This window comes from Amycolatopsis pithecellobii (assembly GCF_009707865.1).
GTDB lineage: Bacteria > Actinomycetota > Actinomycetes > Mycobacteriales > Pseudonocardiaceae > Amycolatopsis_E > Amycolatopsis_E pithecellobii.
This window is the reverse complement of record NZ_WMBA01000002.1, coordinates 1-23,345: the sequence shown is the minus strand read 5'-3', so window position 1 is coordinate 23,345 and position 23,345 is coordinate 1. Positions and strand designations below refer to the sequence as shown.

The 23,345-nt window shown below is 67.0% G+C and carries 27 protein-coding genes and 2 tRNA genes; 18 read left to right on the top strand and 11 right to left on the bottom strand.

Translation table 11 applies throughout. The features are described from left to right. Positions 1 to 57 precede the first annotated feature (57 nt). The 7 genes from GKO32_RS01540 to GKO32_RS01510 are packed head-to-tail and all read left to right on the top strand — an operon-like array spanning position 58 to position 5,142. Positions 58 to 1,041, top strand: a complete 984-nt coding sequence (locus GKO32_RS01540) for a LacI family DNA-binding transcriptional regulator (RefSeq protein ID WP_154754929.1) — start codon at positions 58 to 60, stop codon at positions 1,039 to 1,041. Continuing rightward, on the top strand, positions 1,038 to 2,051 hold the full coding sequence (locus GKO32_RS01535) for a class I mannose-6-phosphate isomerase (protein ID WP_312867396.1): 1,014 nt from the start codon (positions 1,038 to 1,040) through the stop codon (positions 2,049 to 2,051). The genes GKO32_RS01540 and GKO32_RS01535 overlap by 4 nt, the downstream gene beginning before the upstream one ends. Before the next feature lies 1 nt (position 2,052). Continuing rightward, positions 2,053 to 2,820 (top strand): ATP-binding cassette domain-containing protein, encoded by a 768-nt coding sequence (locus tag GKO32_RS01530; protein WP_154754928.1) that lies wholly within the window; start codon positions 2,053 to 2,055, stop codon positions 2,818 to 2,820. Continuing rightward, the gene (locus tag GKO32_RS01525; RefSeq protein ID WP_154754927.1) at positions 2,817 to 3,860 is read left to right on the top strand and encodes an ABC transporter permease; all 1,044 of its coding nucleotides are present in this window, start codon (positions 2,817 to 2,819) and stop codon (positions 3,858 to 3,860) included. The genes GKO32_RS01530 and GKO32_RS01525 overlap by 4 nt, the downstream gene beginning before the upstream one ends. Positions 3,861 to 3,882: 22 nt before the next feature. Next, positions 3,883 to 4,860 (top strand): ABC transporter substrate-binding protein, encoded by a 978-nt coding sequence (locus GKO32_RS01520; RefSeq protein WP_154754926.1) that lies wholly within the window; start codon positions 3,883 to 3,885, stop codon positions 4,858 to 4,860. Between the two features lie 35 nt (positions 4,861 to 4,895). Continuing rightward, positions 4,896 to 5,066 (top strand): type II toxin-antitoxin system Phd/YefM family antitoxin, encoded by a 171-nt coding sequence (locus GKO32_RS01515; RefSeq protein WP_154754925.1) that lies wholly within the window; start codon positions 4,896 to 4,898, stop codon positions 5,064 to 5,066. Beyond that, positions 5,002 to 5,142 (top strand): type II toxin-antitoxin system YoeB family toxin, encoded by a 141-nt coding sequence (locus GKO32_RS01510; protein ID WP_154755091.1) that lies wholly within the window; start codon positions 5,002 to 5,004, stop codon positions 5,140 to 5,142. The genes GKO32_RS01515 and GKO32_RS01510 overlap by 65 nt, the downstream gene beginning before the upstream one ends. A 1-nt stretch (position 5,143) precedes the next feature. On the opposite strand, the gene GKO32_RS01505 is transcribed toward GKO32_RS01510, so the two are convergent. Together GKO32_RS01505 and GKO32_RS01500 are read right to left on the bottom strand one after the other, a co-directional pair. Next, positions 5,144 to 6,199: an NAD(+)/NADH kinase gene (locus GKO32_RS01505; RefSeq protein ID WP_154754924.1), complete on the bottom strand. Its 1,056-nt coding sequence runs from the start codon at positions 6,197 to 6,199 to the stop codon at positions 5,144 to 5,146. 41 nt (positions 6,200 to 6,240) lie between these two features. Beyond that, on the bottom strand, positions 6,241 to 7,428 hold the full coding sequence (locus GKO32_RS01500) for an acetyl-CoA C-acetyltransferase (RefSeq protein WP_312867395.1): 1,188 nt from the start codon (positions 7,426 to 7,428) through the stop codon (positions 6,241 to 6,243). Between the two features lie 117 nt (positions 7,429 to 7,545). On the opposite strand from GKO32_RS01500, the gene mce reads away from it, so the two are divergent. After that, a complete protein-coding gene (gene mce, locus GKO32_RS01495; protein ID WP_154754922.1) occupies positions 7,546 to 7,983 on the top strand; it encodes a methylmalonyl-CoA epimerase in 438 nt (145 codons plus the stop codon). On the opposite strand, the gene GKO32_RS01490 is transcribed toward mce, so the two are convergent. Then, positions 7,976 to 8,548 (bottom strand): TetR/AcrR family transcriptional regulator, encoded by a 573-nt coding sequence (locus GKO32_RS01490; RefSeq protein WP_246243055.1) that lies wholly within the window; start codon positions 8,546 to 8,548, stop codon positions 7,976 to 7,978. The two genes, mce and GKO32_RS01490, sit on opposite strands and share 8 nt — an antisense overlap. Then, complete coding sequence (locus GKO32_RS01485) at positions 8,545 to 8,916, bottom strand: SPW repeat protein (protein ID WP_246243041.1); 372 nt, start codon at positions 8,914 to 8,916, stop codon at positions 8,545 to 8,547. Before GKO32_RS01485 ends, GKO32_RS01490 begins: the two co-directional genes overlap by 4 nt. A 122-nt stretch (positions 8,917 to 9,038) precedes the next feature. Here GKO32_RS01485 and GKO32_RS01480 point away from each other — a divergent pair, with 122 nt between their 5' ends. From GKO32_RS01480 to GKO32_RS01470, 3 genes are read left to right on the top strand one after another with little or no spacing between them, the layout of a single operon-like run. Next, complete coding sequence (locus GKO32_RS01480; protein ID WP_246243039.1) at positions 9,039 to 10,148, top strand: coiled-coil domain-containing protein; 1,110 nt, start codon at positions 9,039 to 9,041, stop codon at positions 10,146 to 10,148. A gap of 45 nt (positions 10,149 to 10,193) precedes the next feature. Beyond that, positions 10,194 to 10,643: a universal stress protein gene (locus GKO32_RS01475; protein ID WP_154754920.1), complete on the top strand. Its 450-nt coding sequence runs from the start codon at positions 10,194 to 10,196 to the stop codon at positions 10,641 to 10,643. A gap of 10 nt (positions 10,644 to 10,653) precedes the next feature. Beyond that, positions 10,654 to 11,607: an adenylate/guanylate cyclase domain-containing protein gene (locus GKO32_RS01470; protein ID WP_312867394.1), complete on the top strand. Its 954-nt coding sequence runs from the start codon at positions 10,654 to 10,656 to the stop codon at positions 11,605 to 11,607. A 12-nt stretch (positions 11,608 to 11,619) separates the two neighbouring features. On the opposite strand, the gene GKO32_RS01465 is transcribed toward GKO32_RS01470, so the two are convergent. From GKO32_RS01465 to GKO32_RS01455, 3 genes are all read right to left on the bottom strand, one after another. Then, positions 11,620 to 12,855 (bottom strand): aldehyde dehydrogenase family protein, encoded by a 1,236-nt coding sequence (locus GKO32_RS01465; RefSeq protein ID WP_376765913.1) that lies wholly within the window; start codon positions 12,853 to 12,855, stop codon positions 11,620 to 11,622. Positions 12,856 to 13,332: 477 nt separating this feature from the next. Continuing rightward, positions 13,333 to 14,022: a M50 family metallopeptidase gene (locus GKO32_RS01460; protein WP_312867448.1), complete on the bottom strand. Its 690-nt coding sequence runs from the start codon at positions 14,020 to 14,022 to the stop codon at positions 13,333 to 13,335. Positions 14,023 to 14,131: 109 nt separating this feature from the next. Then, positions 14,132 to 15,034 (bottom strand): DNA-3-methyladenine glycosylase family protein, encoded by a 903-nt coding sequence (locus GKO32_RS01455; protein ID WP_154754918.1) that lies wholly within the window; start codon positions 15,032 to 15,034, stop codon positions 14,132 to 14,134. Positions 15,035 to 15,240: 206 nt separating this feature from the next. On the opposite strand from GKO32_RS01455, the gene GKO32_RS01450 reads away from it, so the two are divergent. The 4 genes from GKO32_RS01450 (at position 15,241) to GKO32_RS01435 (ending at position 17,283) form a co-directional block, all read left to right on the top strand. After that, a complete protein-coding gene (locus GKO32_RS01450) occupies positions 15,241 to 16,176 on the top strand; it encodes a S1C family serine protease (protein ID WP_154754917.1) in 936 nt (311 codons plus the stop codon). Positions 16,177 to 16,271: 95 nt separating this feature from the next. Then, the gene (gene orn / locus GKO32_RS01445; protein WP_312867392.1) at positions 16,272 to 16,880 is read left to right on the top strand and encodes an oligoribonuclease; all 609 of its coding nucleotides are present in this window, start codon (positions 16,272 to 16,274) and stop codon (positions 16,878 to 16,880) included. A 75-nt stretch (positions 16,881 to 16,955) separates the two neighbouring features. Continuing rightward, positions 16,956 to 17,031: transfer RNA gene (locus tag GKO32_RS01440), tRNA-His, on the top strand. Positions 17,032 to 17,210: 179 nt separating this feature from the next. Next, positions 17,211 to 17,283: transfer RNA gene (locus tag GKO32_RS01435), tRNA-Lys, on the top strand. Positions 17,284 to 17,715: 432 nt separating this feature from the next. Here GKO32_RS01435 and GKO32_RS01430 read toward each other — a convergent pair. Further along, positions 17,716 to 18,162 (bottom strand): ester cyclase, encoded by a 447-nt coding sequence (locus tag GKO32_RS01430; RefSeq protein WP_208024236.1) that lies wholly within the window; start codon positions 18,160 to 18,162, stop codon positions 17,716 to 17,718. A gap of 185 nt (positions 18,163 to 18,347) precedes the next feature. On the opposite strand from GKO32_RS01430, the gene GKO32_RS01425 reads away from it, so the two are divergent. Next, positions 18,348 to 18,866 (top strand): TetR/AcrR family transcriptional regulator, encoded by a 519-nt coding sequence (locus GKO32_RS01425; protein WP_208024235.1) that lies wholly within the window; start codon positions 18,348 to 18,350, stop codon positions 18,864 to 18,866. Between the two features lie 576 nt (positions 18,867 to 19,442). Here GKO32_RS01425 and GKO32_RS01420 read toward each other — a convergent pair. Next, positions 19,443 to 20,054, bottom strand: coding sequence for a TetR/AcrR family transcriptional regulator (locus GKO32_RS01420; protein ID WP_312867391.1), 612 nt, complete (start codon positions 20,052 to 20,054; stop codon positions 19,443 to 19,445). Between the two features lie 91 nt (positions 20,055 to 20,145). Between GKO32_RS01420 and GKO32_RS01415 the strand changes: the two genes are divergently transcribed. Both GKO32_RS01415 and GKO32_RS01410 read left to right on the top strand, forming a co-directional pair. Then, positions 20,146 to 20,805, top strand: coding sequence for an NADPH-dependent F420 reductase (locus GKO32_RS01415; RefSeq protein WP_246243037.1), 660 nt, complete (start codon positions 20,146 to 20,148; stop codon positions 20,803 to 20,805). 38 nt (positions 20,806 to 20,843) lie between these two features. Beyond that, positions 20,844 to 21,839, top strand: coding sequence for an alcohol dehydrogenase catalytic domain-containing protein (locus tag GKO32_RS01410; protein WP_312867390.1), 996 nt, complete (start codon positions 20,844 to 20,846; stop codon positions 21,837 to 21,839). Here GKO32_RS01410 and GKO32_RS01405 read toward each other — a convergent pair. Both GKO32_RS01405 and GKO32_RS01400 read right to left on the bottom strand, forming a co-directional pair. Further along, complete coding sequence (locus GKO32_RS01405; protein ID WP_154754914.1) at positions 21,829 to 22,830, bottom strand: amidohydrolase family protein; 1,002 nt, start codon at positions 22,828 to 22,830, stop codon at positions 21,829 to 21,831. The genes GKO32_RS01410 and GKO32_RS01405 overlap by 11 nt on opposite strands. A 13-nt stretch (positions 22,831 to 22,843) precedes the next feature. Next, positions 22,844 to 23,345 (bottom strand): aldehyde dehydrogenase family protein (locus tag GKO32_RS01400; protein ID WP_154754913.1); only part of this gene is annotated, 502 nt, incomplete at its 5' end.

Here is a 23,345-nt window from a genome sequence, read left to right as displayed (position 1 = left end):
ATTATGACAACGTTGTCTAATGACACGCGCAGACCGGGCGCGGCAAAACGCGCCACGATGAACGATGTCGCCCGGTTGGCGGGCGTCAGCATCAAGACCGTGTCGCGCGTCGTCAACGACGAGCCCGCGGTGCACCCCGAGACCGCGCGCCGGGTCGTGGCCGCCATCGAGCAGCTCGGGTTCCGGCGCAACCTCGGCGCGCGCAACCTGCGCCGTGGCTCCACGACCGGCACGATCGGTCTGGTCGTGGAGGACGTCGGCAACCCCTTCTACTCCGAACTCAATCGCGCCGTGGAGAAGATCGCGGTCACCTACGGAAGGCAGGTGCTGACCGGTTCCTCGGACGAGGACTCGGACCGGGAGCGCGAGCTGGCACTGGAATTCTGCGCGCGCCGGGTGGACGGGCTGCTGATCGTGCCCGCCGGCGCGCAGCACCATTACCTGGTGCCGGAGATGCGCGCGGGCACGCCGATGGTGTTCCTCGACCGTCCGGCCGGTGACCTGGTCGCCGACACGGTGCTGGTGGACAACCTCGGCGGGACCATCGAGGCGGTCGCGCATCTGGCCCGCCACGGCCATCGCCGCATCGCGTTCCTCGGCGACCGTCCCGACATCTTCACGGCGACGGAGCGGCTACGGGGTTTCCGGGAAGGGTGTGTGCGCGCCGGCCTGCGCTACGACGAGCGGCTGGCCGAGCTGCGCGCCCCGACCCGCGAGAACGTGATCGACGCGGTGAACCGGCTGCTGACCGGGCCCGGCCGCGCCACCGCCGTCATCGCCGGCAACAACCGGGTCGCCGTGCACCTGTTGCGTGCGCTGACCCATGTCACGCCCCGCCCCGCGGTGGTGAGCTTCGACGACTTCGAACTGGCCGATCTGCTCGATCCGCCGGTCACCGTGGTCGCCCATGACGTCGGCCGCCTCGGCAAGGCGGCGGCCGAACTGCTGTTCGCCCGCATCCACGGCGAGGTTTCCCCGCCGAGAAAGGTAGTTCTGCCTGTGCATCTCGTACCACGCGGCTCCGGTGAGGTCACCGCGTGACCGCCTCCCCCAGCAAGCTGCCCGCGAACCAGCCACCGCAGTTCTACCGCGGCGGCGCGGCCATCGCTGCCCTCCGCGGCGCCGGCTCCGGCAAGGACTTCGGCCCCGAAGACTGGGTTGCCTCGACCACGCCGATGTTCGGCAAGGAGGAGACCGGGCTGAGCAGGCTGCCCGACGGCCCGTGGCTACGCGACGCCGTGCGTGCCGACCCCGAAGCCTGGCTGGGCGCCCCGCACGTGTCGGCTTTCGCGGACTCGACCGCGTTGCTGGTCAAGCTGCTGGACGCGGGACAGCGGCTGCCGGTGCACTTCCACCCGTCGAACTCCTTTGCACAGAAGCATTTCGACTCGCATTTCGGCAAGACCGAGGCGTGGATCGTGGTGGGCACGAGCGGCGATGATCCGCGTGTCTACCCCGGCTTTCGCGAGAGCGTGAACCCGGCGACGGTCGCCGAATGGGTGCGCGAGCAGGACATCGGGGCGATGCTGGGTGCCCTCAACAGCGTGCCCGTCGTGCCCGGGGACAACGTGTACATCCCAGCCGGTCTGCCCCATGCGATCGGCGAGGGCGTGTTCGTCGTCGAACTGCAGCAGCCGACGGACTTCTCGCTGACCATGGAGTGGCGGGATTTCCTTGGCAGCCCGGAAAAGGGGCATCTCGGCATCGGGTTCGACGCGGCATTGCAGGCATTGGACACCTCGGCGCACGATCCGGAATCGCTCATCAAGCACACCGGCGACGCAGACGAGTCCATTGTGGATCTTCTGGTACCCGGCACCGCACAGTTCTTCCGCGCTGACAGGCTCCGTCCACAACCGACACTGGCGCTGGACCCGTCGTTCACCGTGCTCGTGGCCCTCGACGGCCATGGCTTGCTGAAAACCGAGCGCGGTGGCGAGCTCGCACTGTCCAAAGGGGACACCGTGGTGCTGCCGTATGGCGTGGGACAGACCGAGATCTCCGGTGAGCTGACCCTGATCCGCTGCCGTCCGCCGGCGGCGGGAGCCTGAGATGAGCGACGCCGTCCTGCTGGACGCCCGGAACATCGTGAAGCACTACGGTTCGGTCGAGGCGCTGCGCGGCGCCTCGTTCCAGGCGAGAGCGGGCGAGGTCACCGCACTGATCGGGGACAACGGCGCCGGGAAGTCGACGCTGGTCAAATGCCTGTCCGGGGCCGAGCAACCCACGTCGGGTGAAATCCTGGTGGACGGCAAGGAAGTGCGGCTCGACGCGCCGACCACCGCACGGCGGCTCGGTATCGAGACCGTCTACCAGGACCTCGCGGTCGCACCCGAGCTGGATCCGGCCGCGAACCTGTTCCTCGGCCGGGAGATCCATCGCCGCGGCATCCTCGGCAAGCTCGGGATGCTCGACAAGGCGGAGATGCGCAGGCAGGCGGTCGAGGAGTTCAGACGACTCGGCGTGACGCTACAGAGCACCGACGTGCCCATCGGTTCACTGTCCGGCGGGCAGCGGCAGAGTGTCGCGGTGGCGCGGTCTGTGGTGTGGGCGAGCAAGGTCGTGTTCATGGACGAGCCAACCGCCGCTCTCGGTGTGGTGCAACGAGAACGCGTGCTCGATGTGATCCGCCGGGTCCGCGACCAGGGCATCGCGGTCGTGCTGATCAGTCACAACATGCCCGAGGTGTTGTCGGTGTCCGACCGGATCGAGGTGCTACGACTGGGTTCGCGAGTGGCCCGGTTCCAGGCCGCGGACACGAAACTGGAGGACCTGGTCGCGGCGATGACCGGCGCGTTGACGCACGAGGAGCCTGCATGACGGTCACCGGCGAAATCCAGTCCACTGTGGACGAAGGGTTCGGGAAGCGTTCGGTTGGTCAGCGGCTGGTGGGCGCGAACACGTTCTGGATCGCGCTCGTGCTGATCGCGCTCATCGCCGTGTTCACCGTGCTCAAACCGGGCCAGTTCGCGACCTTGTTCACCTTCCAGACATTGCTGATCGAGACGTCGGTGCTGCTGGTGCTCTCGGTCGGGATGACGTTCGTGATCATCACGTCCGGCATCGACCTGTCTGTCGGCTCGGTGCTGATCTTCGCCGGCATGGTGTGCGGCAAGACGATGGAAGCGCTTTCTCCCGGCGGCAACGCGAGCACGGCCGGTTGGGGTGTGATCGGCATCGGCCTGCTGGCGGCCATCGCGTCGGGCACGATCTGGGGCCTGCTCAACGGTTTCCTCATCGCGGTGGCCAAGATCCCACCGCTCATCGTCACACTCGGCACGATGGGTGCGGCGCTCGGCGCGGCATACCTGCTCAACAACGGCTCGGACGTGCGCAGCGTGCCGACGGTGCTGAACAAGACCCTCGGCTACGGCACGTCGTTCGGCGGGGTCCCGAATCTGGTGCTGGTGGCGGTGGTCATCACGCTGGTCGGCGCCTGGCTGTTGCACACCACCAAGTTCGGCCGCTACAGCTACGCCGTCGGCTCCAGCGCCGAGGCCGCCCGCCGGTCCGGTATCGGGGTCACCGCGCATCTGCTCAAGGTGTATCTGCTGACCGGTTTCCTCGCCGGTGTCGCGGGGTTCATGTCGCTGGCCTACTACGCCTCGACGACGATCACCGCGCACACCACCGACAATCTCAACGCGATCGCGGCGACCGTGATGGGTGGGACGAGCCTGTTCGGCGGCGTGGGCTCGGTGCTCGGCACGGTCATCGGGGTTTTCATTCCCGCCGTGCTGAAGAAGGGTTTCAACATCACGCAGGTGCCGGACTTCTGGCAGATGATCGCGGTCGGCGCGGTGCTGATCGCCGCGGTGTGGTTCGACCAGCGCCGTCGCAGGCAACGCAATTCCCGGTGACTACAACGAAGGAGTTCGTGGCATGAAGAAAGTCCTCGCCGCCGGTTCGACGTTCGCGGCGGCGGTCCTGCTCGCCGCCTGTGGCTCGGGTCAGGTCGGCGGGTCCGGCGGCGGCGGTGTCCAGAACAGCAAACAGCTCGCGCTGATCCCGGGGGTGCAGGCGGAGCCGTTCTATATCTCGATGCAGTGCGGTGCCGAAGCCGAGGCGAAGAAGCTCGGCTACACGATCAACACGTCCGCACCGCAGAAGTTCGATGCGGCGTTGCAGACCGAAAAGGTCAACGCGCTTGGCTCGAACCCACCGGCGGCGCTGCTGATCGCGCCCACCGACGACACCGCGATGCTCGCGCCGATCCAGCAGGTCGCCAACCGCGGCACGAAAATCGTCCAGGTGGACACGGCGTTGAAGGATTCGAGTGTCGCGGTTTCGTCGTTCTCTTCGGACAACACCGAGGGCGGAAAGCTCGCCGCGCAGACGCTCGCGCAACTCGTGGGCGGCAAATCCGGTTCGGTGCTGGTGCTCGACACCATCGCCGGCACCTCGACCACCGCGGCGCGTGCCCAGGGTTTCAGTGCTGAGCTGAAAAACCATCCGAACCTCAAGTCGATCGGCATCCAGTTCACCCAGAACGAACCGGAACAGGCGGCGGCGAAGGTCACCGCGGCGCTCGCGTCCACACCGGACCTGGTTGGCATCTTCGCGACCAACCTCAACACCGGCGAAGGCGCCGCGACCGGTCTGCGTAACGCGGGAAAGATCGGTCAGGTCAACCTCATCGGCTTCGACGCGAGTCCGTCCGAAGTGGACGGTTTGCGCACCGGCGAGTACCAGGCGCTCATCGCACAGGACCCGGCCGCGATCGGGCAACAGGGCGTGGACCAGGCCGCCGCGGCGCTGGAAGGCAAACCGGTGACGAAAACCCTCACCGCGGGCCTGCACTCGATCACGAAGTCCACTATGGACGCCAACGCGCAGTACTTCTACAAGCAACAGTGCTGAGTGGCAATATCTTGTACACGGATGGGAGCCACCTCATGAAGACGATGACCTTCTCGGAGTCACCAGCCAAATACGCCGAAACCCTTGACTCCGTAGTCAACGACCGAGAAGAAATCGTGATCACACGTACCGGTCACGAACCTGTCGTCATCGTCTCGCTCGACGATTACGAGCTTCCAGGGATACTGGTCTCGCCGGATCACTGACGAGCACCGCCTCGCCTACAAGATCGTCGAGGGCGAGATCCGCATCGCGACCTGCCGGTACTACTACGGACGATGAGCTATTCCTCCACCGGCCCAGGATGAGCCAGATCGGGCGGCATTGGTTTGTTCGGCGCGTACGCGGGCGGGTGCCCGTCCGCGAGCGCGGCCGCCGAATCGACCAAACCGAACCGGTCCCGCACCTTGCCGAGGAAATCCGGGGCCGACAGCCGCACGAGCTTCGAGCGTTTCGGCGCGCCGTACACGCTGATCCAGTCGCCCGGCCCCAGCACACCACGCAGTTGCCCGTCCACGCTGATCGCGACCTGGCCGGAATGCTCGAGCACCAGGATGCCCACCTGCTGTGAACTGTCGAGCACGACACTGCGGTTGAACACCATGTGCGCGGCCACCGGCGTGAACACCAGCGCGTCCAGGTGCGGTGACACGATCGGTCCGCCCGCCGAGAAACTGTAGGCGGTCGACCCCGTTGACGAAGCGACGATCAGCGCATCGGCCGAATACGAGGCGAAAAGCTTCCCGCCGACATACACCGCGAGGCTCGCTTGGCGGTCGCGCGCGAGTTTTTCCACCACAACGTCGTTGAGCGCCAGCACATCCAGCGGCACACCCCAGCCGGCCTCACTTTTCAGCCCTGGCCGGACATGCGGCGGCGGCAGCATCGGCCCACGCCCGTAGCGCAGCACCGCTTCCATGCCCTTCGGGATTTCCAGCGGCCTCGACGAACGCATCGTCAACATCATGCGCGGGTCGACCGTCATCTCGCCGCGGTGCACCGCATCCAGCGCCGTGGTCAGGTCATGCGTGCCGACTTCGGTCAGGAATCCGACTCGCCCGACGTTCACCCCGAGCACCAGCGCGCCGATCGGCCCGGCCACGCGCACGCCGCGCAGGAAAGTCCCGTCCCCACCGACCGTCACGATGAGATCGGGATTTCCCGCGCGGGCCGCCTCTTCACGCGCGTTGAGCCGGTGCCCGTCGAGTTCGTCCCACACGTCGATATCGATGCACGGGACCTCGTGCACGGCGGCCCAGCGGCGTACGACACGAGCCGCCGCGTGTGCCGTTTCCTTGCCGCCGTGGACGACAAGCCCGACCCGCTCGACTGGCACCATGCTCCCTATTGTCCGGCTCCGAACAAGTCGGGCAGCGCCGGCTACGCGCCAGGAACCCGCAGCAGCAGCGCGTCGCCCTGACCACCGCCGCCGCACAACGCCGCCGCACCGAGCCCGCCACCACGACGGCGCAGCTCGTGGATCAGGTGCACGGCCAGCCGCGCGCCCGACGCGCCGATCGGGTGGCCGAGCGCGATGGCACCGCCGTTGACGTTGACCTTCTCCGGGTCCAGCCCCAGCTTGTCGGTGGAGACGACACCGACTGCGGCGAAAGCCTCGTTGATCTCGACCAGATCGAGCGCGCTCACGTCGAGCTTCGCCTTCGCCAGCGCCTTCTTGATCGCGTTCGACGGCTGCTCGTGCAAGCTCGCGTCAGGGCCGGCGACCACGCCGTGCGCACCGATCTCGGCCAGCGGCGTGATGCCCAGTTCCTCCGCCTTCGCCCGGCTGGCCACCACAACCGCCGCCGCACCATCGGAAATCTGCGACGACGAGCCCGCGGTGATCGTGCCGTCCGACGCGAACGCGGGGCGCAGCTTCCCCAGCCCCTCGACCGTCGTGTCACCACGCACGCCTTCGTCGGTGTCGAACACGACCGGTTCGCCCTTGCGTTGCGGGATCGTGACGGGGGCGATTTCCTCCTTGAACACCCCGCCCGCGATCGCCGCGGCCGCGCGCTGATGCGAGCGCGCGGAGAACTCGTCCTGCTGCGCGCGCGTGATGCCGTAGCGGGAGTTGTACTTCTCCGTGGAAGAGCCCATCGCCACCTGATCGAACGCGCAGAACAACCCGTCGTACGCCATGTGGTCGACCAGGGTCGTGTCGCCGTACTTGAAGCCCGAGCGCGACTTCGGTAGCAGGTGGGGCGCCTGCGTCATGGACTCCTGACCACCCGCGACGACCAGGTCGAACTCGCCGGCGCGAATCAGCTGGTCAGCCAGCGCGATCGCGTCGAGACCGGACAGGCACACCTTGTTGATCGTCAGCGCGGGCACATCCATCGGGATGCCCGCGGCGACCGCGGCCTGCCGCGCCGGGATCTGCCCCGCGCCGGCGGTCAGCACCTGCCCCATGATCGTGTACTCGACGGCCTCGGGTGCGACACCCGCGCGCTCGAGCGCGGCCTTGATGGCCACCCCGCCCAGCTGAGCTCCGGAAAAGTCCTTGAGCGAACCCAGCAATCGACCGATCGGGGTGCGAGCAGCACCCAGGATCACCGAACCGGACACGGCAGCCTCCAAACACGAACTACGACGGTCGATTCGACGATACCGGGCGAGACGGTCGAGTACAGGTGTGAGCCGCGGCACGGGTGTGCCCGCGAACCGGGCTCTATGCTGCGAATCATGGATGAGGCGCTGAAAAAGGTCGTGACCACCGTCGATCATGTCGGCATCGCCGTGCCCGATCTCGATGCCGCGATCGCCTTCTACGCCGACACATTCGGCCTGCGCGCCACCCACACGGAAGTCAACGAGGAGCAGGGTGTTCGCGAGGCGATGCTGCACGCGCCCGGCGACGAGTCCGGCCCGGCCGTCCAGCTGCTCGCGCCACTGCGCCCGGACTCCACGATCGCGAAGTTCCTCGACACCAAGGGTGCTGGCCTGCAGCAGGTCGCCTACCGCGTCGATGACGTGGAAGCGGCCGCGGAAACGTTGCGCGCCAAGGGTTTGCGCCTGCTGTATGACAAGGCGAAGCGCGGTACCGCGGACAGCAAGGTCAACTTCGTGCACCCGAAGGACGCCGGCGGCGTACTGGTGGAACTCGTCGAACCGGCTAAGTAGCTGGGCGCGGCATCAGCGCACCGGCGATGAAATTCAACTCCGGCTCCATCAGCCCGGCCGGGTCATCCTTGTGCCGGGCAACGGAATGGCGGTAGCTCAGGGCAAGCGCGAGCAGGCCCGCCGCACTGTCGACGTCGTCGACCGCGACACCACCCTCCCCCGCTGTGAGGATCACCGCCCGCACCTGCCGCACCAGCCGCTGGAATCGGTCGTCGAGGGCGCGGCGTATCGCGCGATGCGTGTCGGCCTCGCGCCACAACAGGTGTGACAGCATGCGCGAGCGGGCGAGCCGGGCGTCCAGTTCGGAAACCAGACGCCGCAGGCTCTCCGCGATATCTCCCGGCACCACCACCAGCGCCGGGTCGATCTGCTCGTCGGGCAGCCGTTTGATCAACGCGCCCAACAGGTCGGCCTTGCGCCGGAAGTAGTAATGCACCAGTCCTTTCGGCACATTCGCGTGTTCCGCGATCCGTGACGTCGGGGTTGCGTCGAAACCCGATTCGGCGAACAACTCCTCCGCCGCGACGAGAATGCGCTCCTTCGCCGGGACTTCTTCTCGTTTCAGTGCTGCCCCGCCATCCGGCCGTGTTCGGCGTTCGCGACCGGCAGTGCCGCGGCGCCGGCGAGCACGGTCAAGCCGCCGATGATCCAGGCGGACCACGATGCGGCGGTCAGGTCGGTGTAGCTCATCACCCATGGCGAAATGAACAGCAGCGCGCCGAGCACGATCTGGATTCCCTCGCCGTAGACCAGCCCCGGCATCGCCAGCGACATCAGGCCATCAAGCGCGATTACCGCGCCCAGCACGATCATTGTCCACATCGCGGTGTTGTTGGTGTCGACCCATAGGAACGACAGCACCGCTACCACCCCGAGCACTACCTCGGCCCAGTCGTGCGGACGAGTCCATGCACGAGTCGAGGTTTCCGCCATCGTGATCACCTCCTGGAAAGCGCCATTGCCTTCGCCCTGATAATGCGCCTTGATTGGCCGGCCGGTCAAATATGAATCGGCCGAATCACCACGCGCCGCGATCGATAGCTAGGCTCTACGTCATGAGCCTTGGCGAGGAACGGGAGCTTGTACCGCTGGGCGCCGGCTTTGACCTGGCGAAACGCGGTTATGACCGGCACCAGGTCGACGAACACCTGGAGCGACTCGACGGCGACCTGAAAATGCTCGCCGCCGACCGCGACGCCGCGATCACGCAGGCGGGCGATCTGGCGCGGCAGCTGGAAGCGGCGCGCGGCGAGATCGACAACCTCCGCGGCCAGGTCGAGCGGCTCGGCCAGCCGCCGACCACCGTCGAAGGGCTGTCCGAACGCCTGCAGCGCATGCTTCGCCTCGCGCAAGACGAAGCGGCCGACACGCGGGCGCGGGCGGAGGCCGAAGCCGGGCACATCCGGGCGAAGGCCGAAGCGGACGCGAGCGCCATGCGTGCGCGCTACGAGCAGCTGCTGTCCGAGCTCGACGCGCGGCGCAAGGAGATGGAGGCCGAGCACCGCAAGGTGCTCGAGACCGCACGCGCCGAGGCCGAGTCGATCACGCAGAAGGCCAAGGACGAGCGCGACCGGCTCAACACCGAGGCCGAGCAGCATCGCACCAAGGTCGAAGAGGACTTCGAGATCGCGATGGCGGCCCGGCGCACCGAGGCCATGCGGGTGCTCGCCGAGCAGGAGGCCGCGAGCAAGGCGGAGGCGGAACGCCGGGTCCGCGAGGCGACCGACGAAGCCGCCTCGATCCGCGCGAAGGTCGCCGCTGAGGAGAAGGCGACCACCGAGGAGCTCCAACGCCGCCGGCGCGAGTCGCTCGAGGACGCGAACCGCCGCAAGCAGGCGTCGATCACGGAGGCCAACGCCCGGCTCGCCGAAGCGACCGACGAGGCGCAGCGCCGGGTCCGTGAGGCGACCGAGGAATCCAGCCGGCGGATCAACGCCGCGGCGGACCGCGTCGAAGCGCTGAGGTCACTGCGCGAGGGCATCGCGGAGCAGGTCAAGGCGGCGAGGTCCGTGCTCGCGGAGGCCACCTCGGTGCTCAGCTCAGCGGGCCCGGTGGTCGAACCATTGCCGGAGGAGCAGCCCACGAAACCGGCCACGCCGCGCGCGTCGTCGAGCCCGGAAAAACCCGCCCCGAACGGGGCTGCGAGCCAACCGACTGACGAGTAGCCTTCACAGCCACGCGGGTTGCGCGCACTGGCTGGAGGGACTCGGATGGCGGCTTACCAGACGGTTGTCGTAGGGACGGACGGTTCGGATTCGTCGTTCCGCGCGGTCGATCGCGCGGCGGTCGTCGCGGCTGACGCGGGCGCACGGCTGGTGATCGTCTGCGCCTACTACCCGGCGAGCCGCGGCGATGTCGACAGGGCACAGGACGTGCTGCGCGAGGAGGCCTACCAGGTGGTCGGCTCGGCGCCGGCCGAGGACACGCTGCAGTCCGCCCGCGACCGCGCGGCGAAGCAGGGCGCGAGGGACATCGACACGGTCGCGGTCGTCGGCGAGCCGGTCGAGTCACTGCGAAAAGTGGTGTCGGAACGATCCGCGGACCTGCTTGTCGTCGGTAACCGTGGGCTGAACACGCTCGCCGGGCGCCTGCTGGGTTCGGTCCCGTCGGAGGCGGCGCGCAAGTCCGGGGTCGACGTGCTGATCGTGCACACGACCTGACGGATCACGCGTGGATCCCGAGAGGTTTGAACGCATCCTGCTCGGCGGTGAACGCCGGTACACACGGCTGGAGGTCGTGGAGAAGACGGGCGTGCCGCTGGAGCGCGCGACCAGGTTGTGGCGAGCGCTGGGTTTCGCCACCGTCGGCGACGACGAGGTCGTGTTCACCGACGCCGATGTCGATGCCGTGCGCACGGCCGACCAGCTGATTTCGTCGGGTCTGCTGGACGCCCGGCTGGAGCCCGCGGTGACCAGGGCACTCGGCCAGCATCTGTCGCGCCTGGCGGAGTGGCAGGTGCACATGCTGTGGACGCTGATCAGGGAGAACGACGAGCTCCGTCGCGATGACAAGCAGGTGGAACTCCTGGTCAAGGGGCTGGTGCCGGAGCTGCAGCGGGTGCAGAACTTCGTGTGGCGGCGGCATCTGACGGCGTTCGCCGGGAGGGCGCTGACGTCGACGGAGGAAAATCCGGATGCGCGCACGGAGGTCGCGGGCTTCGTGGACATGGTCGGGTACACGCGGCTGACCAGGCGGATCGGCGAAGCGCAGCTCAGCGCGATCCTGGACCGTTTCGAAGCGCTGGCGACCGAGGTCGTGGCCGACCACCACGGGCGGATCGTGAAGATGATCGGGGACGAGGTGCTGTTCGTGGCCGATAGCCCGAGTGACGCCGCGGAGATCGCGTTGGCACTGACCGAACAGGCCTCGGCCGATCCCGCGGCGCCGGACGTGCGGGCGGGAATGGCGGCGGGCCGCATCCTCAGCCGGTTCGGCGATGTGTATGGGTCGGTGGTGAACCTGGCCGCCCGGCTGACGTCGGTCGCCCACCCGGGCACGATCCTCGTCGACCGTGAACTTGCCCGCGAGCTGGCGACGGCGCGGGGTTATTCAGTGCGGCCACGGCGGTCGGTCTCGGTCCGCGGCTACAACCGGCTGCGCCCCTACGCCCTCCGGCGGGGGTGAGCCGGCCGGCCGTTACTCGGGCAGAACCGCGTACTGGCGCACGTACAGGTCGGTGTAGGTGACGGGGCCGCGGGGGCCGGGCACCTTGTCCAGGTTGATGCCGGTTTCCGGGACGCCGAGCAGCTTGAAGCCGTCGAGCAGGCGCGTCGGGGCGTTCCAGAACACGCCGGTGCCCGTGTAGCCGTCGAAGAACGCGTCCGCGGCCACGCTGTCCTCGGTCGCGATGCCGGCCGCCAGGCCCGACGTCTGCTCGTTCGCGATCGTCACCGCTTCGGTCAGGCTGTCGACCCGCGCGACGGTGACCGTGGCTTCGTGCTCGGAGTCCAGCGCCCATTCGTAGCCGATGGCGTGTTCATGCGGGGCCAGCGACGGTGTGACGTTCCGTTCCGCCAGCGCTTCGGAGATCACCGGCCACAGCTGCTCGTATGCAGCCGAGTGGACCAGCAGCAGGTTCAGCCGGTTACACACGCCCAGCCGGTCCAGGCTTGCCGATACGAGCGACCGGACCTTGTCCGCCTCCGCCGCGACGTCGACATACAGCACACCGCCGCCGTCGGCGTGCGCGAGCGTGCGGACGCCGTGCGTCGCGGCCTCGGTCGCCAGCGCGCGGGTGCTTTCTCCGCTACCGCGCAGGATCACCAGCGGCACCAGGTTCGGCAACTGCACGAGAGCTGCCGCCGCCTCGCGCTCGACACGCGGCACAAGCTGGATGACGTCGGACGCGATCCCGGCCTCGGCGAGCGCGGGCGCGATGACCACGTCCAGCAACCGTTGCGCCGAACCGAGCGCGGCGGAACCGGTACGCAGCACCCCTGCGTTGCGCGATTTCACGAGCTGTGAGGCCACATCGACGGTCACGTTGGGCCGGGCCTCGTAGTTCGCGCCGATCACACCGACCGGCCGCCGCCGCTCCACCAGCCGAAGCCCACCGTCCAAAGTCGACACCGGGATCGACCGTTCCTGGTGCGGTGCACCTGCCAGCAGCCGCAACTGCTCGGCCATCCCGGTCAGCCGCTCACCGGTGATGGCCAGCCGGTCGAGCAACCCCGCGCTCATGCCTTCCTCGCGGGCCTTCGCGACATCGGCGTTGTTGGCATCGAGCACCGCCTCGCGGTTCTCAAGCAACAGGCGCGCCATCGCCGTCAGTGCAGCGTCGATCGCCTCGCCCGCCGCCACGGCCAGTGACGGCGCCGCCGCCTTGGCCGCCCGCGCACATTCCTCGACCGCTTTGGCCACCTCGTCCGACACCGCGCACACCTTCCCTTCGCCGCTTCCGCGGTTTCCAGTGTGCCGTACCGCCAGCTCAGGACCGCAGCGCGGGCTCCAGGAACCACCCCGCAGCGCAGACCCGGCGGGTCATCGCTGCAGCGCGGGCCCCACGGGTCGCCGCCGCACGCTGGCCCCCTCCATCGCGGCCGCATGCGCGCGCACAGCAACCACCACGCAGCGCAGGCTCCGCCAATAACGACCGCAGCACAGACCCGGCAACCACGGCCGCAACAAGGACCCCACGGATCACGCCGCCACGTGGCCCCACGGATCACAGCCGCAGCGGGGCCCCGATCACGGCCGCAGCGCAGGCTCCCGGAATCACGGCCGCAACCCAGGCCACTCGCATCAAGCCGCGGCGCGACGACCACGAACCACGGGCCACCGCGCGGACGCCAGCAACCACCGCTGCAGCGCGGATCCCATGGATCACCGCCGCGGCGCGGGCTCCCGGAATCAGGGCTGCAGGGCAGGCTCCAGCAACCACGCGCCGCCGGCCAGCAGGCAGCCGAGGGCGATCACGCCGAGCATCAGTACCCACAACCCCGCGGGCACGCCGGTCAGGCGCGCGAGCTGATCCGCGTCGGAGTCACGCGCCGCGCCACGTCGCCGCTTGCTCTGCAGCTCGAACACCGGACGGAGGCCGCCAAGCAACAGGAACCACGTGATGAGGTACACGAACCACGCCTGCACCTGCGGCCCGGCGACCAACGCCACAGCGGCCAGCCCAGCGGCTGTGAGCACGACGGACAGCACGCCATAGGCATTGCGCACCATCACCAGCACACCCAGCAGCAAAACCGCCGCGACGGCGAGCAGCACCGTGATGCGGTCAGCCGCCACCAGCGCGGCGAACCCCAGCCCGAGCAGCGCCGGCGCCGGATACCCGGCCAGCGACGTCAGCACCATCCCCGGCCCGGCCGCCCGACCACGCGACACCGTCACACCCGAGGTGTCCGAGTGCAGCTTGATGCCTTCCAGGCGTCTGCCCGCAAGCACCGCGATCAGCGCATGTCCAGCTTCATGCACGATCGTGATGATGTTGCGAGCCAGCCGCCATGGCGATCCGGACAGCACCAGCACCAAGGCCAGCCCACCGGTCACCAACGGCACCCAGACCTCAGGGTTCGGTTGCGCGTCAAAGATCCCGTTCGGTGAGACGAGGTCACCTGTTTCGGCGAGTTGCACGCGCGCAGCTCACCACATTGGATGTCCAGCCTCTGTTATCACCCCCTTCCCGTGCACAGGTCGCCATTCATGCCAGGCGAGCCTCGTGGTGAATGCGGAACAGCAACCCCACCCAGCTGCGGTACGGACGCCACCGTTCGGCAATAACGGCGAGGTCATCCACGCCGGCCTCCGGCACGGCATAGAGCTCACGCATCTCCTCGTGCAGCCGAACGTCCTTGTCGGGAAAGACATCCGGCTCACCGGCGCCACGGACGAGAATCAATTGCGCGGAGAACGGTCCGATGCCCGGCAGACGTTGTAACAACCGCAGTGCGTCGTCAGGTTCGAGCGCGCGCAGGGGTTGGGCGTCGAGTAACCCTGCCTGCGCCGCGCGAGCGACCGCACGCAGCCTTTCGATCTTCACCTCGGGCAGACCGATCGGCCCCTCGATTTCCTGCAATGCCGCAGGCGCCGCGAAAGACGTGAGCCGATGGCCGTCGAGCTCGACGATTTCCCCGTAGAGTTCGGCTATGCGCTGTTTTATCCGCGCGGCCTGGGTCGTCCGGATCCGGTTCGTGACGATCGTCCAGCAGGCGGCTTCGTACGGCGAATAAAACAACACCGGTCGCAATCCCGGGTATCGCGCCTGCAATTGCCCCACCACCGGATCCCGTGCCCCGATCGCGGGAAAGCCGCCGCCGTCGACATCGAGCGACAGTGTCCGGCGCACCTGGCGCACCGTCGCTTCAACGTTTTCTTCTTCTGCCGCAACGGAAATCTCGATATCTCCTGGCGCACGCTGCCGGATCAGAGCGCCGGCATGCTGCCAGCTCCCTTCGATCGGGAACGCGAATCTGAGCGTCCCCGGCGCGGCCGCGGCATCCATCCTGCCCGCGGGGGTGAACGCCTCGAGGAATCGAGCGGACGCCGCGAGGTCGAAGGGGCCGTCCGGGCGCAGTTCGGCCGGACGGTGCAACATGCTGGTCATCGGGTACCTCCCGTGGTCGGGTTCGGATGCGCCGACCATAGCGACACCCACCGACAATTTCGGATGCGGCGAAAACCGGTCGGGCGAACACGACGACCCGACCGGCCACTGTGGACAGTCCGGGCGAGTTCTCAGGAAATTCTTCTCAGCTATTCCGGAGGCCGTTCCACAGGTTCTTCACACAAAGGACACCGAAGCTAGATGCCATGAGCGAGAACGACTTCCGGCCGGGCCCCGGTGGCGGGCACCAGCCGCAGCAACCGAACTACCCGCACTACGGGTGGCAGCAGCCCATGCCGGCCGCGCAAGTCCTCCCGCCTGCGCAGCCTCGCAAGAAAGGCAAGCGGGTCGCGGCGCTGGTCAGTGCGACCGCCGTCGCGGCCGCACTGGTCGGAGGCGCCGGTGGCGCCGCGATCGTTGGCCTGGAAGGCGGTTCGTCGCCGGGATCGGCCACCACAGCGACAGCCACCACCGTGTCCGGGTCGACGAACACGGACGTCAGCTCCGTCGCCGCGAAGGTGCTGCCCAGCGTCGTACAGGTGAACGTCACCACCAGGCAGGGTGACGCGATCGGCTCGGGCGTGATCCTCAGTTCCGACGGGAAGATCCTGACCAACGCGCATGTGGTGTCGGGCGCGGTCGGCAACGTCACGGTCAGCCTCTCGGACGGCACGAAGTATCAGGCGAGCGTGCTCGGCACGGACACCACCGCCGACATCGCCGTCCTGCAAGCGAAAGGCGCAAGCGGTCTGACCGCCGCCGCCCTCGGTGATTCGAGCCAGTTGCACGTCGGCCAGCAGGTTGTCGCGATCGGCTCGCCGGCCGGATTACAGAACACCGTGACGTCCGGCATCGTCAGCGCGCTCAACCGGCAACTGTCGGACATCGGGACCGGTGGGCAGCAGTCCTCGCCGTACAACCAGACAGCCAACAGTGATTCACCCAGCTACACCGCCATCCAGACCGACGCCGCGATCAACCAGGGCAACTCCGGTGGTGCGCTCGTCAACATGGCCGGGCAGGTCGTCGGCATCAATTCCGCGCTCTACAGCCCTTCGTCGTCCGCGGGATCGGTCGGCATCGGCTTCGCCATCCCGATCAACGACGCGAAAACCATCGTGAGCCAGCTCGAAAAAGGTTGAGCTGAGGGGAAAGCAGCGGAACGGGCCGTGGTCGGGGCGGCCCGTTCCCGCTGTGTCGTGCGCTGGCCATGCAGGCCGCGCGTTAAGGTCTTTCGGTGACCGACCGTCTTGTCTGGATCGACTGCGAGATGACGGGGCTCAACCTCGCCAAAGACGCATTGATCGAAATCGCCGTCCTGGTAACCGATGCCGAGCTCAACGTTCTCGGCGACGGTCTGGACCTTGTCATCCATGCCGAGGACGATGTGCTGGCGACCATGCCCGACGTGGTCCGCGAGATGCACGCCAAGTCAGGCCTCACCGACGAGGTCCGCCGCTCGACGGTCACCCTCGAAGACGCCGAGCGGCAAGTCCTCGCTCACATCCGCCGGCATGTGCCCGACGCGAAGAGCGCACCGCTGGCGGGCAACTCCATCGCGACCGACCGTGGTTTCATCGCCCGTGACATGCCCGAACTCGACGCGCACCTGCACTACCGCATGGTCGACGTGTCGTCCGTCAAGGAACTGGTCCGGCGCTGGTACCCGCGGATCTACTACGCCAAGCCCGAAAAAGGCCTGGCGCACCGCGCACTCGCCGACATCCGCGAGTCCATCGGGGAACTGGACTACTACCGGAAGACGGCGTTCGTGCCCCAGCCGGGCCCCAGCAGCGATCAGGCCCGCGCCGCGGCCGCCGAAGTGCGACTACACCACGATCGATAACCCCGTGCACGACCGCGGGGGCGGCACGATACGATGTCCCGGCTGAGGTTGACCGGCTTCCCGGCGCCTCACGTGGTGGGTGTAGCTCAGATGGTAGAGCACCTGGTTGTGGTCCAGGATGTCGCGGGTTCGAGTCCCGTCACTCACCCCACAGCCCCACCATGCTTGCCGCCCACGCGGCTTCGCATCGGTGGGGTTTCGTCGTTTCATGCGGGTTTAGCCCCCGGATCCCCGCGGTTCGGGTGCCGGGGACCCTCTGTGAGGGGCTGGGTGGCACCGTGCTAATCTTTTTTTCGTCGCCGAGGGGCTTCCCCGAGGCAGATGTGGTTGGCGCCATTAGCTCAACTGGCAGAGCAGCTGACTCTTAATCAGCGGGTTCGGGGTTCGAGTCCCTGATGGCGCACATTCCCCCAGGTCGTAGGACCTGGGGTTTTTTCTTTCAAGATCACGGCCTACCGAAACCCTCCTCTTTCCCCGGTGGCCGCGTACCCAAGTCACGGTCGAGGGCCTCCGCAGCGGCCGGGTTGGCGACCTTACGGCCCAGGTACACGTCCTGAGTGAGCGAGCGTGCCCTAGCTGGTCCGCGATCTGCAAACGTGATGACCGGTCGATAGCCCACAAGCCGCCCAGCAAGCGGGGATGGCAGATTGCGCTTGTATATCCTCGATGCCACGTCGGTATCGAGTGCGATCACCGAGGCCACTACGCGAGGTTGGCCTTTCGCTCAAGCGCAGCCGTGACCCGGACCTCACCGCCAAGATGGCCCGCATCCTGGACGTGTATGACCAGCCGCCCATCGATGGCCGCGTGGGTCGCCCGGCTGGCCGGGCGGATCTCAAGCGCCTTGCGGAGCGTTGGCGAAAGCGCCGGGGTCGGGGGCGGGGAGTGAGCCGAGTTGAATTCGGGCACCGAGTTCGTCGCGCACTCCCCAGTGCTCTGCGAGCAGGGAGCCTTCGGTGCGGTAGATGTGCACGGTGGTCATTTGGTACGACTTACCCTCGGTGCCCGGGCCGTGAATCGTATCGACGCCGACTCCCGTAGCGGTCGCGCGGACTACGACGCGGTCGTCGGTGTCGAAAATGTCGTCGATGGTGTAGCGGATGCCCAGCACATGGTGCACGAAGGTGAGGACCTGACGGTACCCCGCAGGGCCGGGCGGCAGCGGGAACGGCGATCCGTGGTCGACGAAGTCCTCGGTGACCAGGTCATCCAGTCCAGACAGTTCTCCAGTGTTGATCGCGTCGAATACGGCCAGGGCGGCTGCGCGTGCGCGGTTGTTCACGGCTATGCTCCGTTCTCAGAACTTGACTGGAACCCAAATCCAGTGGAATTGGAATCTAATGGAATGAGAGGTCCGTGGCAAGGCAGTACCGCGCCCCGCAGCGAGCCGAGCGAGCCCAGGCCACGCGCGCACACATCGCGAGGACGGCGCGCGACCTGCTACTCAGCGGGGGAGGCTACGCAGGAATGACGATCACCGCGCTTGCCGATACCGCCGGCGTCAGCCCACAAACGGTGTACAACTCCATCGGCGGCAAAGCCGAGGTCATCAAGGCGGTATACGACGTCGTGCTGGCCGGCGACGAGGACAGCACACCCATGAGCGACCGTCCCGAATTCCGCCGGGTAACAGACGCGACTGACGTGACGTCCTACGCGGCCGCTTACGCGGCCTGGGTACGGGTGATCTACGACCGGGTCGGACCTCTGCTCGGCGTGCTGCTCGGGCATGGTCCCGGCGGCGACCCGGTGCTGGAGACCTTCGTGGCAACGATCGATGCCGAACGCAGGCACGGCAACGCCAACAGCCTGCGCGGCCTGGCCGAACGCGGGCGCGCGCTGTCTCACCGATTCGACGAAGCGGTCGACGCCGTCTGGACGCTGACCTCGCCCGACGTGTACGACCGGCTCGTCCGGCGCTGCGGCTGGACACCGGCGGCCTACGAACGATGGCTGACAAATCAGCTGGGCTCGGCACTGTCCTGAAGCGCGTCGGTGACCAGCTCGGTACGCATATGCCCACGCAATGGACTGTCGAAACGGCCAACAAGGATCAGCCGTCGCGAGCCAACCGAATCCCAACCTGAACAGTGGCGAACGACCCTCGTTCTTGAGCATCAGCGATCGTTTGCAATCGCGATTCCTGATGGCCACTCTCAAACCCGAGGTCAACTTGCAGGCTGGCCTGGGGTTTCTGTTCGGCTCAGCAGGCAGTGGCGGACACGGCGGCGTTCCGTGCCGATCGGGTACTCACTGACCGCCACCCCCGCCTGAGTCGGTGATCTCGTACAGCAGCGGGCCGTGCTCGGCGGGATAGCGATCTCAACGCCGAGCGCCGGTACGACGACGCACGGCCCCTACCGGCACGCTCCGGGCTGCCTCGATCATCGGCCCCTCGCCCGCAGTCCGCGGCGAGGTACTCACCGTAAGGGTTTTGCCGCCAGCGAACCGACGACGGCCACCGCGTTGCTGTGCAGGTCGCGCAGTCGCGGGTCACCGCGCGACCAAATGGTCGTGCGTAAAGGGAAATATGGAACGCGCGGCGACGAAATCAAACCTGCTTTACCGCTGCCTGAGCTGTTTGCGGTTGACTGTCAGGATTTCGTCGGACAGTCCGGGGTCGGCCTCGGCGACAGCGCGGGAGACCACCAGTGCGCCGACCATCTGACAGAACAGCGACACTGCCTCTTCGCGGGCTTCTGCCACAGTCATTTCGGTATCGGATTGGCGCGCGCGATCGAGCACCATCTCGGTGATGGCACTGAAGTATCCCTCAAGCCCACGTCGGTACTCGGCCTGAGATGCGGCGCCGTGGCGTCCGGCATCAACCGCCAGGGCGGCTGAGGCGCAGCCCGTTTCCGGGTGATCACGGTGGGCCGCCGTCAGGTATCCGTCGACCATGTCGCGCAGGGCTGCCCGGGCGGAGCGGGGATGTGCCTTGCGGATGGCGGCGAGCGCGTTGAGCGAGTCGGTGAAGCCCTGACGATAGACTTCGAGGGCGAGGTCTTCCTTCGAAGGAAAGTGGTTGTAGAACCCGCCGTGCGTCATCCCGGCGGTCTTCATCAGCTCCTCGATGCCGAACCCGTCGATGCCGTGCAGCCTGAAGCCTTCGCCTGCTGCCCGCAGGATCTTTTCGCGGTTGGACTTCTTCTGCTCCTGTGTGATACGTGGCACCCCGGAAACCTCCTCGGCATGACGGCACCGCAACTTCGATGGTATCTGACATCAAAAAAGGCGTCCACACACGTCGCCTTGACAAGTAATAATGCTGATGACCATCATAGTTTTGATGATGAAAGACATCAAAAAGTTTGTGGAGGGCGCCGTGAACTTCGGAACTATCGGAGCGGGCACGATCGGGCAGGGCATCGCCGGACATCTCGTGGCGGCAGGTCATCGCGTCGTCCTGAGTAACAGGCGCGGCCCGGACACACTGAGTGAAACGGTAGCGCGACTAGGGCCGCTGGCCACAGCCGGAACAGTCGCCGAGGCAGCCTCGGCCGAGATGGTGTTCCTCGCGGTCGGGTGGCCGGACATCCCGGCCGCGCTGGCCGACGTGCCCTCGTGGGACGGCCGGATCCTGGTCGACACCAGCAATCAGATTGCCGGCTCGACGATGGAAGACTATGTCGACCTCGGTTCGGAGACGGGCAGTGAATTCGTCGCCCGCCACGCTCCGGGCGCACGTCTGGTCAAGGCGTTCAACACGCTGTACGCCCGGTACATCGTGCCCGACCCGCGGCACGCAGAAGGCCGTCAGCTGCTCTTCTACGCCGGGGACAACACAGACGCGAAAGCAGATTTCCGTACGGTGGCCGAAGAAATCGGCTTCGCACCGGTCGACGCCGGATCGTTGCGGGACGGCGGCCGGCTGATGCAGGTCGGCGGCCCGCTCTCGGCCCTGCACGCCCTCAAACAGGACTGAACGAAGAAGATCGTGGCCCAGCCCATCAGGAGCATTACGTGAAAGCCCTCGCTTATGAAAAGGCCCACTCGCTCGACGCGTTCGCCATCGAGCTCATCGACGCCGCAGAACCACGGTTGCGCGACACGGATCTGCTCGTCGGGATCCGCGCCGTGGGAATCAATCCGGGTGAAGCACTGATCCGGCAGATACGCAGCGCAGAACCGGGCGGACGAATCATTCTGGGATGGGAGTTCGCCGGAGTGGTGGAAGCCGTGGGACCGGAAGCAACGGGCTTCGCAGTCGGCGATCGCGTCATGGGCACCGGAGACATGACCCGGGACGGCGCCTGGGCGGAGCGGCTCACGGTCGACCATCGTGTGGTGGCAAGTATTCCGGACCAGCTGTCCTTTTCCGACGCCACGTCCTTGCCCATCGGTGGCCTCACGGCCTGGGAGGCCCTGTTCCGCGACCACGACAGCTTGGCGGCGGGAATCGACCGGGTGCTGATCGTTGGCGGCGCCGGCGGGGTGGGGACGCTGGCGACACAACTGTTGAAAAGCCGGACCTCCGCACTGGTGGCGAGCACAGCTTCGCGTCCCGAATCGCGGGAGTGGTGCACGAGGATGGGAGCGGATGTGGTCGTCGATCACACCGGAAACGTGCCCGCTCAACTACGTGACGCCGGTATCGACCGGATCGACCTGGTGTTGTCCACTGCGGGAACCGCGGGCAATGTCGGCTGGATCGCCGAAATCCTGCGGCCATTCGGTCACCTTGCCGTCATCGATCTGGACGGCCCTCTCGACCTCGGACCGCTTGTCGGCAAATCCGTGTCGCTGCACACCGAAACCGTCTTCAGCAAGATCATGGCCGGTGGCGACATCGCCAGCCAGGGCAGAATCCTCGCCGAGCTGGCAGCGGATGTCGTCGCGAACCGGTTGCGTCCCATCGCTACGACGGTGCTCGAGGGCTTGAGCGTGGACACGATGAGAGCAGCCCACGAACTGGCCGAGAGCAGGCGGACGCTCGGGAAAACCGTGATCAACTTCTGAGCCTGTCCAGGCGCAAGATCCTTTCCGCGTTCTGGTGGGCGACGAGGTGTTTGTCCTGGCTGCTTATCTCGGCTTCTTCAAGGAATTGGCGGGCGCCGAGGCCAATCGGGTTTTGAAAGGGATAGTCGACCGAGAACAGGATGTGGTCGGGGCCCAGCAGGTCGAGTGAGCGCTGGAGGAGGTTCTGGTGGAACATGCCGGATGGGGTGACGTAAAGGTTTTCACGCAGGTATTCGCTGATTCGTCGTTGCAGGTGGGTCATGGGTGACATGGTGTCCACTCGTTCGATCCAGTAGGGAAGCATTTCTCCCCAGTGGCCGAGAATGAGTTTGAGGTCGGGGTATCGGTCGAATGTCCCGCGCAGAATGATGCGGAGCTCGGCGATGCCGGCGTCCATGTGCCAGCCCCATGCGCCGGCGGCGAGGACGAGGTCGATGGACGGGTCGAATCCGGAGTAGTAGGCGTCGCGCACCGCCTGGGGCGGTATCTGGGGATGCAGGTAGATCGGGACGTCGAGCCGTGCCGCCGTGGCGAAGATGACGTCGAACTCTGGCGCGTCGAGCATCCTGTCCCCGGTGCGACCGTTGATCAGTGCGCCGGCGAAGCCGAGTTGGGTGACCGATCGCTCCAGTTCGGCCGCGGCGGCATCGGGATCCGCGGTGGGCAGGGTCGCGAACGCCGTGAACCGGTCAGGGTGGGCCTGCACCGCGGCGAATGCCTGATCATTGAGGTCACGTGCGAGCGGCTTGGCCTTGCGCGCTGGGAGGCTTTGCGTGGCCGGTGGGCCGACCGAGAGGACCTGCATGTCCACGCCCATCGCGTCCATCGCGGCGAGGCGGAGTTCACCGAGATCTTCGAGACGCTCCTCGATGTTCAGGCCGGCGTAGCGGGCCAGGGAGAACAGCTCGATCGGTTGATCGGCCGGGTTTGCCTGGAGCGTCGCGTAGAGCTCCTTGCTCCACCAGTGCTCTTCCAGCGAGATGATCTTCATGACGGCTCCTCGGTCAGTGGCGCGGTTCGGCGGTGCCGTATCGCTTGAGGTGTTGGTAGGTGTGGACGGCTGTGGGGCCGGAGGTGGTGCCGTAGCCGCTTTGTTTGACTGGGTCGCCGGCTATGAGTTGGGTGCCGAGGCCCCAGGTGTTGAGCCATACGTTGCCTACGCGCAGTTCCCGCCCGACGCGCCGGGCTCGGAACTCGTCGCGGGAGAAGATGGCTGCGGCGAGGCCGTATTCGGTCGCGTTGGCGCGGCGGATCGCGTCGGCTTCGTCGTCGAACACCTCGAAGGTTTGCACCGGGCCGAACACTTCGTTCTGCACGATGGGCGTGTTGACGTCGTCCACCTCGATCAGGACGGGGCGGAAGAACGCTCCTGCGGCCAGTTCCGGGTCCTGGGGGGTGCCTCCGCGGACGAGGATTTTGCCGTAGGTGGCGGCTTCGGAGACGATTCCGTCGATTCGTTTGACGGCGGCTTTGTCGATCAGGGGGCCGAGTTGGGAGGTGGGGTCG

Coding starts and splice junctions, on each gene's coding strand:
- GKO32_RS01540 (WP_154754929.1), top strand. CDS start 58: ATGAACGATGTCGCCCGGTTGGCGGGCGTCAGCATCAAGACCGTGTCG.
- GKO32_RS01530 (WP_154754928.1), top strand. CDS start 2,053: ATGAGCGACGCCGTCCTGCTGGACGCCCGGAACATCGTGAAGCACTAC.
- GKO32_RS01525 (WP_154754927.1), top strand. CDS start 2,817: ATGACGGTCACCGGCGAAATCCAGTCCACTGTGGACGAAGGGTTCGGG.
- GKO32_RS01520 (WP_154754926.1), top strand. CDS start 3,883: ATGAAGAAAGTCCTCGCCGCCGGTTCGACGTTCGCGGCGGCGGTCCTG.
- GKO32_RS01515 (WP_154754925.1), top strand. CDS start 4,896: ATGAAGACGATGACCTTCTCGGAGTCACCAGCCAAATACGCCGAAACC.
- GKO32_RS01505 (WP_154754924.1), bottom strand. CDS start 6,199: ATGGTGCCAGTCGAGCGGGTCGGGCTTGTCGTCCACGGCGGCAAGGAA.
- mce (WP_154754922.1), top strand. CDS start 7,546: ATGGATGAGGCGCTGAAAAAGGTCGTGACCACCGTCGATCATGTCGGC.
- GKO32_RS01485 (WP_246243041.1), bottom strand. CDS start 8,916: ATGGCGGAAACCTCGACTCGTGCATGGACTCGTCCGCACGACTGGGCC.
- GKO32_RS01480 (WP_246243039.1), top strand. CDS start 9,039: ATGAGCCTTGGCGAGGAACGGGAGCTTGTACCGCTGGGCGCCGGCTTT.
- GKO32_RS01475 (WP_154754920.1), top strand. CDS start 10,194: ATGGCGGCTTACCAGACGGTTGTCGTAGGGACGGACGGTTCGGATTCG.
- GKO32_RS01455 (WP_154754918.1), bottom strand. CDS start 15,034: ATGACCAGCATGTTGCACCGTCCGGCCGAACTGCGCCCGGACGGCCCC.
- GKO32_RS01450 (WP_154754917.1), top strand. CDS start 15,241: ATGAGCGAGAACGACTTCCGGCCGGGCCCCGGTGGCGGGCACCAGCCG.
- GKO32_RS01425 (WP_208024235.1), top strand. CDS start 18,348: ATGACGATCACCGCGCTTGCCGATACCGCCGGCGTCAGCCCACAAACG.
- GKO32_RS01415 (WP_246243037.1), top strand. CDS start 20,146: ATGCTGATGACCATCATAGTTTTGATGATGAAAGACATCAAAAAGTTT.
- GKO32_RS01405 (WP_154754914.1), bottom strand. CDS start 22,830: ATGAAGATCATCTCGCTGGAAGAGCACTGGTGGAGCAAGGAGCTCTAC.